At 63.7% G+C, this 14,737-nt stretch carries 12 protein-coding genes and 2 tRNA genes; 4 read left to right on the top strand and 10 right to left on the bottom strand.

Annotation, left to right across the window (positions count from 1 at the left end; genetic code table 11):
* Positions 1-1,050: a Glu/Leu/Phe/Val family dehydrogenase gene (locus ACJ8FR_RS11125; RefSeq protein WP_407828689.1), complete on the bottom strand. Its 1,050-nt coding sequence runs from the start codon at positions 1,048-1,050 to the stop codon at positions 1-3.
* Positions 1,051-1,079: 29 nt separating this feature from the next.
* Positions 1,080-1,156, bottom strand: a tRNA-His gene (locus tag ACJ8FR_RS11120).
* Between the two features lie 191 nt (positions 1,157-1,347).
* Between ACJ8FR_RS11120 and ACJ8FR_RS11115 the strand changes: the two genes are divergently transcribed.
* Positions 1,348-2,058 carry a Crp/Fnr family transcriptional regulator gene (locus tag ACJ8FR_RS11115; RefSeq protein ID WP_407828688.1) on the top strand — a complete coding sequence of 237 codons (711 nt, stop codon included), beginning with the start codon at positions 1,348-1,350 and terminating at the stop codon, positions 2,056-2,058.
* A 24-nt stretch (positions 2,059-2,082) separates the two neighbouring features.
* Here the strand turns inward: ACJ8FR_RS11115 and ACJ8FR_RS11110 are convergent.
* Together ACJ8FR_RS11110 and ACJ8FR_RS11105 are read right to left on the bottom strand one after the other, a co-directional pair.
* Positions 2,083-2,157, bottom strand: a tRNA-Val gene (locus ACJ8FR_RS11110).
* Positions 2,158-2,207: 50 nt separating this feature from the next.
* Complete coding sequence (locus tag ACJ8FR_RS11105; RefSeq protein WP_407828687.1) at positions 2,208-2,480, bottom strand: HU family DNA-binding protein; 273 nt, start codon at positions 2,478-2,480, stop codon at positions 2,208-2,210.
* 182 nt (positions 2,481-2,662) lie between these two features.
* Between ACJ8FR_RS11105 and ACJ8FR_RS11100 the strand changes: the two genes are divergently transcribed.
* Complete coding sequence (locus ACJ8FR_RS11100) at positions 2,663-3,268, top strand: ATP-dependent Clp protease proteolytic subunit (RefSeq protein WP_407828686.1); 606 nt, start codon at positions 2,663-2,665, stop codon at positions 3,266-3,268.
* A 9-nt stretch (positions 3,269-3,277) separates the two neighbouring features.
* Here ACJ8FR_RS11100 and lon read toward each other — a convergent pair whose 3' ends face one another.
* On the bottom strand, positions 3,278-5,677 hold the full coding sequence (lon, locus tag ACJ8FR_RS11095; RefSeq protein ID WP_407828685.1) for an endopeptidase La: 2,400 nt from the start codon (positions 5,675-5,677) through the stop codon (positions 3,278-3,280).
* A 102-nt stretch (positions 5,678-5,779) separates the two neighbouring features.
* Between lon and ACJ8FR_RS11090 the strand changes: the two genes are divergently transcribed.
* Positions 5,780-5,992 (top strand): hypothetical protein, encoded by a 213-nt coding sequence (locus ACJ8FR_RS11090; protein WP_407828684.1) that lies wholly within the window; start codon positions 5,780-5,782, stop codon positions 5,990-5,992.
* Positions 5,993-6,055: 63 nt separating this feature from the next.
* A complete protein-coding gene (locus ACJ8FR_RS11085) occupies positions 6,056-7,498 on the top strand; it encodes a L,D-transpeptidase family protein (protein ID WP_407828683.1) in 1,443 nt (480 codons plus the stop codon).
* A gap of 51 nt (positions 7,499-7,549) precedes the next feature.
* Here ACJ8FR_RS11085 and clpX read toward each other — a convergent pair whose 3' ends face one another.
* The 5 genes from clpX to ACJ8FR_RS11060 form a co-directional block, all read right to left on the bottom strand.
* Positions 7,550-8,815 carry an ATP-dependent Clp protease ATP-binding subunit ClpX gene (gene clpX, locus ACJ8FR_RS11080; RefSeq protein ID WP_407828682.1) on the bottom strand — a complete coding sequence of 422 codons (1,266 nt, stop codon included), beginning with the start codon at positions 8,813-8,815 and terminating at the stop codon, positions 7,550-7,552.
* Positions 8,816-8,981: 166 nt separating this feature from the next.
* Positions 8,982-9,725: an alpha/beta hydrolase gene (locus ACJ8FR_RS11075; protein ID WP_407828681.1), complete on the bottom strand. Its 744-nt coding sequence runs from the start codon at positions 9,723-9,725 to the stop codon at positions 8,982-8,984.
* A gap of 40 nt (positions 9,726-9,765) precedes the next feature.
* Positions 9,766-10,122 (bottom strand): response regulator, encoded by a 357-nt coding sequence (locus ACJ8FR_RS11070; protein WP_407828680.1) that lies wholly within the window; start codon positions 10,120-10,122, stop codon positions 9,766-9,768.
* A gap of 42 nt (positions 10,123-10,164) precedes the next feature.
* On the bottom strand, positions 10,165-12,546 hold the full coding sequence (locus ACJ8FR_RS11065) for a response regulator (protein ID WP_407828679.1): 2,382 nt from the start codon (positions 12,544-12,546) through the stop codon (positions 10,165-10,167).
* A gap of 36 nt (positions 12,547-12,582) precedes the next feature.
* Positions 12,583-14,649, bottom strand: coding sequence for a M13 family metallopeptidase (locus ACJ8FR_RS11060; RefSeq protein ID WP_407828678.1), 2,067 nt, complete (start codon positions 14,647-14,649; stop codon positions 12,583-12,585).
* Between the last annotated feature and the right edge of the window lie 88 nt (positions 14,650-14,737).

Here is a 14,737-nt window from a genome sequence, read left to right as displayed (position 1 = left end):
TTATGCCCTGCCGATCAGCCTTTGCGCCATAGCGTCGGCGACAGCCGCCGGATCGCGCCCGCTCTGCTGACTTTCGGCCCAGATCTGCTCGAGCCGCAGCGGGATGCCCTCGATCCGCTGGCGCACCAGACTGGCATCGCCATCCCCGAGATATTCGGTGCAAACATTGATGATCCCGCCGGCGTTGATGACGTAATCGGGCGCATAGAGAATGCCCCGCGCATGTAGCCGCTCGCCATCGCCAGGATTCGCCAGCTGGTTGTTCGCGCCGCCCGCCACGATCGGGGTTTTCAGCGCGGCGATCGACTGCTCGGTCAGGATTGCTCCAAGCGCGTTCGGGCTGACAACATCCGCTTCGAGGCCGAGGATGTCGTCGGTCGAGACGACCTGGCCATTGGTCGCATCGGCGAGCTTCTGCGCCTTCGCCTGGTCGACGTCGGCGATGCTGAGTTTCGCGCCTTCCGCTGAGGTATGCAGTGCAACGCCAGTCGCGACGCTGCCGGCGCCCTGGAGCGCGATGTGCAGGCCCGACAGATTGTCCTTGCCGAGCGCGTGCTTCACAGCCGCCTTGATGCCGAGGAACACGCCGAGCGAGGTGTGTGGGCCGGGATCACCGCCGACGTCGCTACCGCTGTTCGGCAGACCGGCGACAAAGGTCGTCGAACGGGCGATCTCGACCATGTCGGCGACGTTCATGCCGACGTCTTCAGCCGTCACATAGCGCCCCGCAAGCCCGCCCACTGCGTTGCCGAACGCGTGCAGCATTTCCGGTGTCTTGGTGCGGTTCTCGTCGGCCAGAATGACCGACTTGCCGCCGCCCAGCGGGAGTCCGGCCATGGCATTCTTGTAGCTCATCCCGCGCGACAGCCGCAGTGCGTCGGTCAGCGCTTCGTCATCCCGCGCATAGTGCCAGAACCGCGCGCCGCCAGCGGAGGGCCCTAGGTGGGTCGAGTGGACGGCTATGATCGCCTTGAGGCCGCACTTTCCATCCGTGACGAAGTGGATTTCCTCGTGCCCGTCGAAATCGGGCAGGCCCCAGGGCGTGGTCATTTGCGTTTGCTGTCCGTTGGGTTGAAAAATGGGGCGACCGAGGGGACTTGAACCCCCGACCCCTGGTACCACAAACCAGTGCTCTAACCAGCTGAGCTACGATCGCCACGGCTTACGCATAGAAGGCGCTTTCTTGGCCGCGCGCGCCACTTAAGGGGCCTCAATGGTGAAGGCAAGGATGGCTCTGCGGAGGTGAGGATGGAAGCCATTGGCAGCTTTCGATGAGTCGCCGCGTGCCTTCGATGTAGACTAGTGCGTCTGCCGTTTCGTGGGCGTATCGTTGCGCGGGGAGACCGCATGGCGAGTCGGCGCACCAGGGCGCTTGGGCAAACAGCATCGCTGCGCGAGACGTTGGTCTCGGCGGGTCTTGACCCGCGCCTCGCCGACCTTCTCGATGCGATGCCCCATCGCCTGATCGAGGTCGAGCCGCGACGGCCGTTTCGCGATCCTGGCGCGCCGCGCAATGAAGTCATGTTCGTCCGTTCGGGCATATTGGCGAAGTTCAAGCCCGACGCCTCGGGAGGGCGCCAGATCGTCGCGCTGCGCTTTCCCGGCGAAGGCATCCTTCCGCGCAACGGCCCCGCGCATTACGGCATCCAGGCAGTCATTCGCAGCGAAGTGATGATCGGTCAGGCTCGCGATTTCGATCCGCTGGTTCAGCAACACCGGGAGTTGCAGCATTTCTTCTGGTGCACGGTCCAGCGAAATGAAGAGGTCGGCTACGAATGGCTGGTCAATTGCGGTCGCCGTGATTCGACGGCACGCGTCGCTCACTTGCTGTGCGAGACAGCCGTCCGGATGCACTCCGGCGACGACCGCCTGGTCAATCCGTTCACCCAGCAACAGATCGCCGACATTACCGGCCAAACCTCGGTCAACGTCAATCGGGTGCTCGCCGATATGGAGCGCCACGGCTTGATCCGCCGCAAGGGACGCGACATCCAGTTCATGGACTGGGCCGAAATGCTTCGCGTCGGCAGCTTTCAGCCCGCCTATCTCGAAGCTTGAATTCGCCGCGCGCCAATGCCGGTCTGGTGGGCGCGACAGGGATTGAACCTGTGACCCCACCCGTGTGAAGGGTGTGCTCTACCGCTGAGCTACGCGCCCGCCGTGTTGCGGAAAGCGGCGGATATAGTGCCACCGCTTCTTCTGTCCAGCTATTGCACCGCGTCCTTGAGGACCTTGCCCGGGCGGAATTTCGGCTGCGAGCTGGCCTTGATCTGCATCGGCTCTCCGGTGCGCGGATTGCGACCGGTCGAGGGCTTGCGCCGGGTAACCGAGAAATTGCCGAATCCGACGAGGCGCACTTCATCGCCGCGCTTCAGCGTCGAGGTGATCACTTCGAGCATCGTTTCGACGGCGCGCATCGCGTCGTTGCGGCTGAGCCCCGAGCGATCTGCGACATTCCCGATCAGTTCCTGCTTGTTCATGCCCCAAGCTCTCCCTCACCGGCGGCCAGACTCGCACGCGCCAGCGCCGATCCTTAAGGCAAGACTCGACGGCTGAGTCCAGTGGCTCAAATGTCCATTCGCCGTTTCAGCATGGGACTCTCCCGAAGCCAGGCATCGCGTCTATAAGCCGCAAATCCCCGATTGAAGGCGAGGAGCCAAAAATGAGAAACGATGCACCCGACCAGCAAAATGCCACCTCGGGCGAGTTCGTCAGCCGCATCGAAACCGAGCTGCTTCGCACACGCAAGGTGCTCATCTTCGGCGACATCAACGACCGGCTGGCGCGCGACGTCTGTTCGAGGCTGCTGCTGCTTGCCGACCGCGACACGAACGAACCGATCGACGTCTATATCAACTCGCCGGGCGGGCACGTCGAATCGGGCGACACGATCCACGACATGGTCCGGTTCGTCCGCAACGACGTCCTGCTGAACATGATCGGTACTGGCTGGGTCGCGAGCGCGGGCGCGCACATCTTCCTCGCCGGAGCGAAGGACCGCCGCTTCTGCCTCCCCAATACGCGCTTCCTGCTCCACCAACCGGCGGGCGGGACGCGTGGGATGGCGGCGGACATCGAGATCGAAGCCAAGGAGATTCTCCGGATGCGCGAACGTCTCGTGCGCATCATATCGGAGGAAACCGGACAACCGATCGAACGCATCAACAAGGACATCCACCGCAATCACTGGATGACCGCCGAGGAAGCGATCGACTACGGCATGGTCACGAGCATCATTCGCGATCCGCGCGACATCCCGCGCGGCTGATCGCGCAGGCTAGTGGCGAATGGCCGGTTCGCCAGTCGTTCCGGGCGGATGGACCGGCGGTTCGGCCGCACGGTCGTCGTCCTCGGTCCACTCGATCGCATGCAGCGGCTCGACAAGCGCGCGCGCAAGCACCTGATCCACGTGGTCGACGGGAATGATCTCGAGCCCTTCCTTCACGGTTGAGGGAAGCTCGACGAGGTCCTTTTCATTCTCCGCCGGAATGAGGACGGTAGTGATCCCGCCGCGCAGCGCGGCCAGCAGCTTCTCTTTGAGACCGCCGATCGGGAGCACGCGGCCGCGCAGCGTGACCTCGCCGGTCATCGCAATGTCGCGCCGGACCGCGATCCCCGACAGGGTCGAGATTATCGCCGTCACCATCCCAATGCCGGCCGAAGGTCCGTCCTTGGGCACCGCACCTTCGGGCAAGTGAACGTGGATATCCTTGCGCGCGAAAATCGACGGCTTGACGCCATAGGCCGGCGCACGCGCCTTGACGAAGCTCATCGCCGCCTGGATCGACTCCTGCATCACCTCGCCGAGCTTGCCAGTGGTCTTGATCTGGCCCTTGCCGGGGACAGTTACGGCCTCGATCGTCAGGAGCTCGCCGCCGACCTCGGTCCAGGCGAGACCGGTAACCGCGCCGATCTGGTCCTCTTCCTCGCCGATTCCATAGCGGAATTTCCGGACGCCCAGAAAATCGCCAAGATTGTCCGGGGTCAGCTCGATCTTTTCGGCTTTGCCTTCGAGGATCTGGCGAAGCGACTTGCGCGCTACCTTCGCTAGTTCACGCTCGAGCGTGCGAACGCCGGCCTCGCGCGTGTAATGCTGGATCATCTTGCGAAGCCCATCGTCGGTGAACACGAGTTCTTCGGCCTTCAGCCCATGCGCCTCCATCTGCTTGGGGATCAGGTGCTGCTTGGCGATCTGCACCTTCTCGTCCTCGGTGTAACCCTCGAGCCGGATGATCTCCATGCGGTCCATCAGCGGCTGCGGCATGTCGAGCGAGTTGGCGGTGGTCACGAACATCACGTCCGAAAGGTCGTAATCGAGCTCCAGATAATGGTCCTGAAACTTGCTGTTTTGCTCAGGGTCGAGCACCTCCAGCAGCGCCGATGACGGGTCGCCGCGGAAATCCTGGCCGAGCTTGTCGATTTCATCGAGAAGGAACAGCGGGTTTGACGTCCCCGCTTTCTTGATGTTCGAGATGATCTTGCCTGGCAGCGAGCCGATGTAGGTCCGGCGGTGACCTCGAATCTCGGCTTCGTCACGAACGCCGCCGAGCGACTGGCGGACGAATTCACGGCCCGTGGCGCGCGCGATCGAGCGGCCGAGCGAAGTCTTGCCGACGCCGGGCGGCCCGACGAGGCACAGGATCGGGCCCTTGAGTTTGTTCGTCCTGGCCTGCACGGCCAGATATTCGACGATCCGGTCCTTGACCTTCTCCAGACCGTAATGGTCCTCGTCGAGCACCCGCTGGGCCTCGGCGATATCCTTCTTGAGCTTGGATTTCTTGCCCCACGGCAGGCCAAGCAGCACGTCGAGATAGTTGCGAGCGACGGTTGCCTCGGCCGACATGGGGGCCATGGCGCGGAGCTTCTTGAACTCGGCGTTGGCGCGGTTGCGCGCCTCCTTGCTGAGGCGCGTCTTGCGGATCTTTTCGGCAAGCTCCTGGAGCTCGTCGCCGCCTTCCTCGCTCTCATTGCCGAGCTCGCGCTGGATCGCCTTCAGCTGCTCGTTGAGATAATATTCGCGCTGCGTCTTCTCCATCTGGCGTTTGACGCGGCTGCGGATCTTCTTCTCCACCTGGAGCACGCCGAGCTCGCCTTCCATGAAGGCGAATACCATCTCCATGCGCCGCGCGGGATTGAGCTCGCCGAGCAGCGCCTGCTTGTCGGCGACCTTGATCGAGAGATTGGATGCGACCGCGTCCGCCAAGGCCGAGGCGTCCTCGATCTCGCCGAGCTGGATGCCGGTTTCCGGCGGAAGGCGCTTGTTGAGCTTGGCGTAATTCTCGAACTGGTCGATGACTGAGCGCATCAGAGCCTGCGCTTCGGGGCCGCCGGCCTCGTCCTCCTCGACCTCCTCGACCTCAGCGACCGTGTAGCTGTCGCGCGGGACCATATCGACAAGGCGCGCGCGCTTCACGCCCTCGACCAGCACGCGGACAGTGCCATCGGGGAGCTTCAGGAGCTGCATGGCGGTTGCGACGACGCCGAGGTCGTAGAGCGCGTCGCGGTCGGGATCGTCCTCGCCCGGATCGAGCTGCGCGACCAGGAACAGCTCCTTGTCGGCGGCCATTGCCGCCTCCAGCGCCGCGACGGACTTTTCGCGGCCGACGAACAGCGGAACGATACGATGCGGGAACACGACGATGTCGCGGAGTGGAAGGATCGGAAGAAAGCGAGTCATGGATGAGTATATGGGCTGCACCCTTCCCGCGCGCAACAAAGGCAGGAACATTCGCGCGGCCGCGCTCGCTATGCCTGGACACACAGGACGAGGAGCCTCGAAATGGCTGATGACCGCGAGAAGATCAGCACCGGCCCCAATGACCGGCCGCTCAACGAGACGATCGCCGGCACCGGGCCGGGAATTCCCGATGAGGCGCTTGCCCCGGGCGAGGAGCTCCCCGAAGCTCCAAGTGATGAGGAAGTCGAACGGATCGCCGAAAAACTTGGCGCTCGCACGGCAGAACGCGACACGCTTCCGCTGGAAGGTGAGTAAATCGCGGCGGAAGTGAACGGAAGATTCTGTAATCGTTCAGTTTCGATGCCTAATTATATCGTCATGACCATGCGCCATGCCCTTCTCGCGCTCAGCGCACTCACGATTCCGGCCGCTGCCATGGCGCAGTGGAACGGCAATTGGCCCGTGCCCGGCCCCGTAGCGCCCCCGCCACCGCCGGCTGCGGTTGCACCGCAGGTTCCGGTGGCCGAACCGTGGATGGCGCGGCCGGCCCCGTCCGGACAACCGTGGCAATCGCCAGCCGCGGAGCAGAACCGGGCGCCTGCCATCGAGCCGATCGACCTTCCCCCTGCGATCGAGCAGGGCGTCGACATGATCTATATCGACGAGGAGTTGGTTCCTCGCGCGGCCCGCGACAGCAGCCCGGCGGGTGACGCCTCGTTGGCCGCGTGGAGCGGCGCTCCGGTCGATTTCTTCACCTCGGTCAACCCGATCTACACCGACCTGCGGCGCGGCCTGGTCAAATATCAGCAGCGCTGGGGCAGCCTGCCGCAGCTCCCTATCCCCGCCGGACCGGCGCTCAAGGCCGGGATGAGCGGCGAGCGCGTCGCCATGCTGCGCACGCGCCTCGGCGCCGCCGCCGGGGATAAATATGATGCTGCGCTCGCGGCGCAGGTGAAGGAATTCCAGTCGGTCCACGGCTTCAAGCCCGACGGGATCGCGGGCGCCGGGACGATCGAAGCGCTCAACCGCGGCGCGCAATATTATGAGCAGCTGATCATCATCAACATGGAGAGGGCTAAACGCCTTCCCGCGCCGGAGGAACAACGCAAATATGTGCTGGTCGACGCCGGCGACGCGCGCCTGTCGATGTGGGAGAATGGGCGCAAGGTCGACGAGATGAAAATCGTCGTCGGCAAGGCCGAGACGGCAACGCCGATGATGGCGGCCTACATCAAATATGCGAGCGTAAATCCGTATTGGAACGTTCCGCCCGAGCTGGTGCGCAACCTCATCGGGCCGCGCATCGTCGCCCAGGGCGTCGGCTACCTGACCGAGCGCGAATACCAGGTGCTGGCCGATTATGGCGATGACGCCAAGACCATCGACCCGCACGATGTCGATTGGCAGGCGGTGGTCGACGGACGGCAGGACGTGCGGCTGCGCCGCCTCCCCAGCCCGGCCAACTCGATGGGCATGATGAAGTTCATGCTGCCCAATTACTTCGGCATCTACCTCCACGATTCGCCGGAGAAAGAGCATTTCACCAAGAACGAGCTGTGGATCAGCAACGGCTGCGTTCGGGTCGAGGACTATAGGCGCTTCGCGAACTGGCTGTTCGGCGGCTACGTGCCCAGGGGCAAGGACCCGAAGGTCGAGGAAGAGGTCGACCTGCCCAAGCCGGTCCCCGTGTACATGACCTACCTGACGGCACAGCCGACGGCGAGTGGCGTCCAGTTCATGGCGGACCCTTATGGCCGCGACCAGCATCTGATGGAGCGGTTCGGCACGCAGCTGCTGGCAGCGGTCCGCGGGCTGCGATAGCCGATGAATTCTTGCCGGGGTTTTGCCGCGCCCCTCTAGGCAGGACGCCGCCTAGGCCGCGTCGCCGGTCTTGTCCTTGGCGGCATAGACGCGAACCGGTTCCTTGCGCCCTTCGACCACATCGCGGTCGATGTGCACCTCGTCGACGCCGTCCATCGATGGAAGGTCGAACATGGTGTCGAGCAGAATCCCCTCGAGGATCGAGCGCAGCCCGCGCGCTCCGGTCTTCCGGTCGATCGCCTTGACCGCAATCGAATGCAGTGCGTCATCAGTAAACTCGAGCTGCACGTCTTCCATGTCGAACAGCTTGGCATATTGCTTGATGAGCGCGTTCTTCGGCTCGATCAGGATCTTCACCAGGGCCGTCTCGTCAAGGTCGAGCAGGGTCGCGATCACCGGCAGGCGGCCGACGAATTCCGGAATCAGGCCGAACTTGAGCAGGTCCTCGGGCTCGCAGTGCTGGAGGATCTCGCCGGTCTTGCGCTCGTCCGGCGCAGAGATATGGGCGCCGAAGCCCATCGACTTGCCCTGCATCCGGTCTGAGATGATCTTGTCGAGACCGGCAAAGGCCCCGCCGCAGATGAACAGGATATTCGTCGTGTCGACCTGGAGGAATTCCTGCTGAGGGTGCTTGCGGCCGCCCTGCGGCGGAACGCTCGCGGTCGTGCCTTCCATCAGCTTCAGGAGTGCCTGCTGGACGCCCTCTCCCGACACGTCGCGGGTGATCGATGGATTGTCCGATTTGCGGCTGATCTTGTCGATTTCGTCGATGTAGACGATGCCGCGCTGCGCCTTTTCGACGTTATAATCTGACGCCTGGAGCAGCTTGAGGATGATGTTCTCGACGTCTTCGCCGACATAGCCCGCTTCGGTGAGGGTCGTCGCATCGGCCATGGTGAATGGCACGTCGAGAATCCGTGCAAGCGTCTGCGCCAGCAACGTCTTGCCGCAGCCGGTCGGGCCGATCAGCAGGATGTTCGATTTGGCGAGCTCGACCTCGTTGCCGGTTTTCGCACCGTGCGACAGGCGCTTATAGTGGTTGTGGACCGCGACCGAGAGGACGCGCTTGGCGCGATCCTGGCCGATCACATAATCGTCGAGCACCTTGCAGATTTCGGACGGCGTCGGAACTCCGTCGCGGGTCTTCACCAACGCGGACTTCGACTCCTCGCGGATGATGTCGTTGCACAGCTCGACGCATTCATCGCAAATGAACACCGTTGGGCCGGCGATCAGCTTCCTGACCTCGTGCTGCGACTTGCCGCAGAACGAGCAGTAAAGAGTGCTCTTGCTGTCGCCGCCTGAAAGCTTGGTCATTCCTGTCCTTATACTCCGGTCGCGAACGGCCGGCCTCTCCTGGGCATGCTAGCCCGCTTTATGGCACAATCAACTCTGCAAGGCGGTTAACGTATCCGCCGCCGTAATTTGCCGCTTCAATTCAAGAATATGGAGGGAGCCCAGTCCACTAGCAAGGGGCCGACTGTCACGCTTTGAGACGGTCAAGCGCCTCGCGCATCGCATCCTGAAAGTCCGACCGGCGGTAGATGTCATTATGGCCGGCCCGCTCGATGGTGCGGTCGTAGACCAGATCGGGAACCACTTTGCGCAGCGCTTCAGTGCGGTCGCCCGGCACGATTTCGTCGCGCTCGGCAGCAATGATGGCGATCGGCATCTTGGCTTGGCCAAGCGGACCCGCGGCATCGATCTCGTGGTCGAAAAGCCGGCCGATTGGCAGCCACGGATACATCGACTGAGCAACGCCCTTCAACGAATCAAACGGAGTAACCAGGATCAGGCCGTCGAGCTTGCGGGCAGCGGTGAGCTGGGCGACTACGGCGCTGCCGATGCTGAAACCAACGCCGACCACCCGCCGCGGGTGCGCGGCCCGCACGGCAGAATCATAGACCAAGGGAGCGTCGGCGATCAGTGCCTCGGCCGATGGCGACCCGGTGGACGGCGCGTAGCCCCGATAGTGGAAGGCGACGACCGCATGCTCCGGGTACAGTTCGTGGAGATATTCGGCGACATCCTGCGCGTTCCAGGCGTTTCCGCCGAAGCCGAGGATCAGCGTTTGCGTCGCATCCGGCTCGTCCGGCGGGATCAGCACGCCCTTCACCGTTTCGCCGCTCGGAGTATGCGCAGAGAGCCGCTCCGCCCCGGGCGGCAAGGGACCCGCGGGAGGTACCGCGTGCGCGGGAAAGATCAAATGGCTCTGAAAATCGAACATGGTGATTGGATGGGCACGGCCGCGGCGGCGGCGATGAGCCTTAGGCGGCGAACGCGGCGTCGATGGCGGGCGTTACCCGGTCCACCGTGTATGGTTTTTCGATAACCGGCGCGTCCTTGAACTCCGGCGGCGGCGGGTCGACGTGGCCGCCCGTGGCAATGACGAAGGGCACGTTCTTCTGGCGCAGGCGGGTCGCGACCGGCCAGACATTTTCCCCCTTAAGGTTGACGTCGAGGATGGCGAGGTCAAACCCCCCTTTTTCGGTCTCATCCAACGCGCATTCGACGGTGTCGCAGGTGCCGTGGACCCTGTGGCCCAGCGAATCGAGGAAATCCTCCAACATCATGGCGATGAGCGGCTCGTCCTCGACGATCAGAATGGAACACGGACCGGACATGACCCCCTTCGCATAACCGGCGAGGGAGAAACCGCAAACAGCTTATTTGCCCATCACCGTGCGTCGCGCCGCTTCGGCAAGCTCGATCACCGAAAAGGGCTTGGGCAGGAAGTTGACGTTCTCGATATCGAGCGACTTCCTCAGCTGCTCCTCGGCATAGCCCGACATGAACAGGATCTTGAGATCCGGCCGGCTCTTCCGCGCCTCCTGCACCATGGTTGGACCATCCATCCCCGGCATGACGACATCGCTGATCAACAGGTCGACCGGTTCATTCTTTGCGAGGATCTCGAGTGCGTCCTCGCCATTGTCGGCGGTAATCACGGTATAGCCATGCCGGGTGAGAGCGCGCTCGGCGACGCTCCGCACCGTCGGCTCATCCTCGACCAGAAGGACGGTTCCGCTGCCCCACAGCTCGTCTTTTTTCGCTTGCCCCCGGATGCGGGAACGGGCCGCGCCCGCATCCTCGCTGTGAACCGGCAAATAGATTACGAAGCGCGTGCCTTCGCCGACCTTGGAATCGGCGAAGATGAACCCGCCCGACTGCTTCACGATGCCGTATACGGTCGATAGGCCGAGGCCCGTCCCCTTCCCCACTTCCTTGGTGGTGAAGAAGGGCTCGAAAATCTTGCCCAAGACGCTCGACGAGATTCCCGTCCCGGTATCGGCCACCGACAGCGCGCTGTAATCGGCTATCGGCAGGATGTCAGAGCCGAGCTCGGCCACCTGATTGGATTTGACCGCGTAGGTCTGGATTGTGAGCGTTCCGCCGCCCTTGACGGCCATCGCATCCCGCGCATTGACCGCGAGGTTCACGATGACCTGCTCGAGCTGGCCCGGATCGGCCCGGATCGGCCCTAAAGAGCGGCCATGCTTGACGACCAACTCGACCGTTTCGCCGAGCAGGCGCTTGAGCAGGTGCGACACCTCGGACACTACGTCCGGGAGCTGCAACACTTGGGGCCGCAGCGTCTGCTGCCGCGAAAAGGCGAGGAGTTGCCGCGTCAGTCCCGCGGCGCGGTTCGAATTCGACTTGATCTGCTGAATGTCGTCATAGTCGCTGTCACCCGGCGTATGGCGCATCAGCATCAGGTCGCAGTGACCGATGATCGCCGTCAGGATGTTGTTGAAATCGTGGGCGACGCCGCCCGCGAGCTGGCCGACCATCTGCATCTTCGTCGCCTGCGCAACCTGCCGCTTTAGCTTAGCCTCCTCGCTATTGTCCTTGAGCAGGAGGAGCACTGCGGCATCGCCAAGACCGCGCAGGCCGGCGATCGTCAGCGCGACCGGCTCGGTTCCCTGATGAATCAGCCGTACCGCAAGGTCTCCGGACATCGCCGGTCCCCGCGAATTGCGCCGGACCGCATCGGCAACCGCGGCCTTGTCCTCCTTGACCACCAGGTCGCCCGGATAGACCGGCATGGCCGACCCCTTGAGGCCCGCCGCCTGGCGAAACGCGCTATTCATGGTCAGAAATCGGCCATCGCGGTCGACCAGCGCGAGGCCGATCGGAAGTATGTCGAGCAACGCCTGCAGGTTCGACGATTGCCCAACGGAATCGGCGTGGCCGCGATCGAACAGCAGGAAGGTCCCCGCCCCGCCTTCGCCCATCGGATCGGCAGGAACGTGAACCGCGCGAAATGCGGAGCCCGCTTCACCTTCGGCGAGGAGCCGCATCTGTTCCTTATCGCTGACCTCGACCAGATCAGCGAAGCGGGCATGGTGAATGGCGTGCCCGGTTTGAATCGCCCGATCGGCGAACAGGCTGTTCGCGGCGATGACTTGGCCTTTCAAGTCGACGACGGCAGCAAGAACGCCCGCCGCGGCGAGCCGCTGGCCAGTCGGACCGCCGATCTGACGAGCGGCGGCGCTGAGGGGATCCCCCGCCGGCGCCGCCGGAAAGTGCCACAGCAACAGGTCGTTCATCGCGCCGACGCGGTCGACCTCCACCCGGCTCGTGCCCACTTTCGTCTCGACGCCCGCAACACAGCCGCCGCCATCGCGCCACGCCATCGACCGCGCGAGCGTCAACGCCTGGCCCGCCTGCTCGCTCGCCGCCAGAGCAAGCGGCGGCGCGGCGCCGAAGCGCTCGCGGTAAGCCACGTTCACCACGAGCAGCGTTCCCTCGCCGTCGGTCAGCGCGACAGGGTCAGCGGAGATCCCCAGCGCCGAACCGACCAGCGAATAGTCGGGCCCGGCCACCAGCGGTTCGGTCGATGCTAGTGCGGCGGGCGACCGGCGCGCGAGGATGACTGCAATTCCGATACCCACGATTATTGAGACGAGGCCGACGAGCGTCTGCCCGGCGATCTCGAAGACGACCGCGCCGGTGAGACCAGCGGCCGCCGCCAGCGCAGGAGCGAGCCAACGCTCCCAACCGTCGAGCGGGGTGGATTCGATACGAGGCAATTCCTGGTACAGCATGGGCGTCGCCGCCCATGCTACCAGAAGTGCATCATCCTACCAGATGCGGACACGGTCCGCCGGAGCGAGGTACAACTTCTGACCGGGCTGCACCTCGAACGCCTGGTACCAAGCATCCATGTTGCGGACGATATTCGCGCGCTGCTCCGACGGTGAGTGCGGATCGGTGAGCAGCCGCTGGCGCAAGTTCGCTTCGCGATAATTCCGCCGCCACACCTGCGCCCAGCCGAGATAGAAGCGCTGGTCGGCGGTGAAGCCGTCGATCAGCGGAGGCGCCTTGCCGCCCAACGAGGCGAGATATGCGTCGTGCGCAGTCGTCAGGCCGGCGAGGTCGGCGACGTTCTCACCCATCGTCAGCTTGCCGTTGACGTGCATCCCCGGCAGCGGTTCGTAGGCATTATACTCGGCCTCGAGCCGGTCGAGCCGCGACTTGAAGGCGGAGACGTCCGAGGGCGTCCACCAGTCGGTGAGCTTGCCCTGCAGATCGTACTTTGCGCCCTGGTCATCGAAATGGTGGCTCATTTCGTGGCCGATCACGGCGCCGATTCCGCCGTAATTCACCGCCGGGTCCGCATTCGGATCGAAGAACGGCGGCTGCAGGATTGCCGCCGGAAAGGTGATCGCGACGATCTCGAAATTCGCCTGCGCATTCACCGTCATCGGGGTCAGGCCCCATTCCCAGCGGCGGATCGGCTGTCCCAGCTTCGAGAGATTGTCGTCGCTATGCCACTGGACCGAACGAAGCTCGTTACCGAAGGCGTCGCCGGGGACGACTTGCAGCGTCGAATAATCGTGCCACTGCGAGGGATAGCCGATCCGCGGCGTGAATGCCGCGAGCTTCTGGTGCGCCTTGACCTTGGTGTCGGGGCTCATCCAATCGACCGCGTCGATGCGCCGGTTCATCGCCGCGATGATGTTGCGGACCATTTCGTCGGCCGCCGCCTTGGTTTCCGGCGGGAAATATTTGGCGACGTAGAGCTTGCTGACATCATCCGTCAGGCTGCCCAACGTATAGTCGACGGCGCGCTTCCAGCGTTCCTCCTGCTGCGGGGTTCCCGACAGGGTCGTTCCGTAAAAGGCGAAATTCTCCTTGTCGAACGCGGCCGGAAGCACATCTGCATAATTGTCCAGCGAGCGCACGAGCAGCTGGTCTTTCAGCACCTGGAGTGGCGTCGCCCCGACGAGCCGGGCAATCCCCTTCACGGCTGAAGGCTGGGCGACGATCAACTGGCCAATGTTCGCGCCGCGCGCCTTGAAATAAGACGGGAAATCGAAGCCGGGCGCGAAGCGCCCCAGCGCGGCGAGGCTCATCTTGTTGTAGGTTTTCTCGGAATCGCGGCTTTCGACCTTGGTCCAGTGGACTTTGGCAATGCCGGTTTCAAAGGCGACCAGCGCGCGGGCCCGTGCATCGGCGTTGGCCTCGCCGGCCAGCGACAGCATGGCGGCGACATGCTTCACATAGACGGCCTTGGTCTGAGCGAGCTTGGGATCGGCCGAGAGATAATAATCACGGTCCGGCATGCCCAACCCGGCCTGGGCCAAGTTCATGATGTAGCTGTTCGGATCCTTGTCGTCGGTCTTGACGAAGCTGGCGAGCGGCCCGCCGACGCCGTTGCGGCTCGCCACGGCGACAAGCGCGGAATAGCCGGCCTTCGACTTGAGCCCTCGGATCTGGGCCAGCCACGGCTGGATGGGCGCAAGACCCTTCGCCTCGATTGCCGCGCTGTCGAGATAGGTCCCATAGGCAGCGCCGATCTTCGAATTCGGGTCGGTCTTCGCCTGTTCGAGGATTTCCTGTGTGCGCGTGTGCGACAGATCGTCGAGTAAGTTGAAAGCGCCGTAGTTCGACTTGTCCGGCGGGATCGGCGTGTTCCGCGCCCAGGTGCCGTTCGCGAACTGGTAGAAATTGTCGCCCGGCGGAACGCCGCGGTCCATCCCCGCGACGTCGAAGCCGAACGTGCCGTATTGCGACTTCGGCACCGACGGGAGCTCGGCTGCCGCAGCTGGAGCCGGCACGGCGACGACAGTCGGCGGCGGCGACACCTGGTTGGCGCAAGCTGCCAGCGCCGTCGTTGCCAGTGCGAATGCGATTGTTCGAAACATGAATGACCCCTCCAGTGAACGGCTCCTGTTGAGCGGACGGCTCGACACCCTGCGAACATCAATCGACGACCGCAAGTCTATTGGCTGC

Source organism: Sphingomonas sp. (assembly GCF_045810705.1).
In the GTDB taxonomy this organism is placed as follows: Bacteria; Pseudomonadota; Alphaproteobacteria; order Sphingomonadales; family Sphingomonadaceae; genus Sphingomicrobium.
This window is presented reverse-complemented; position numbering and strand designations above follow the sequence as displayed.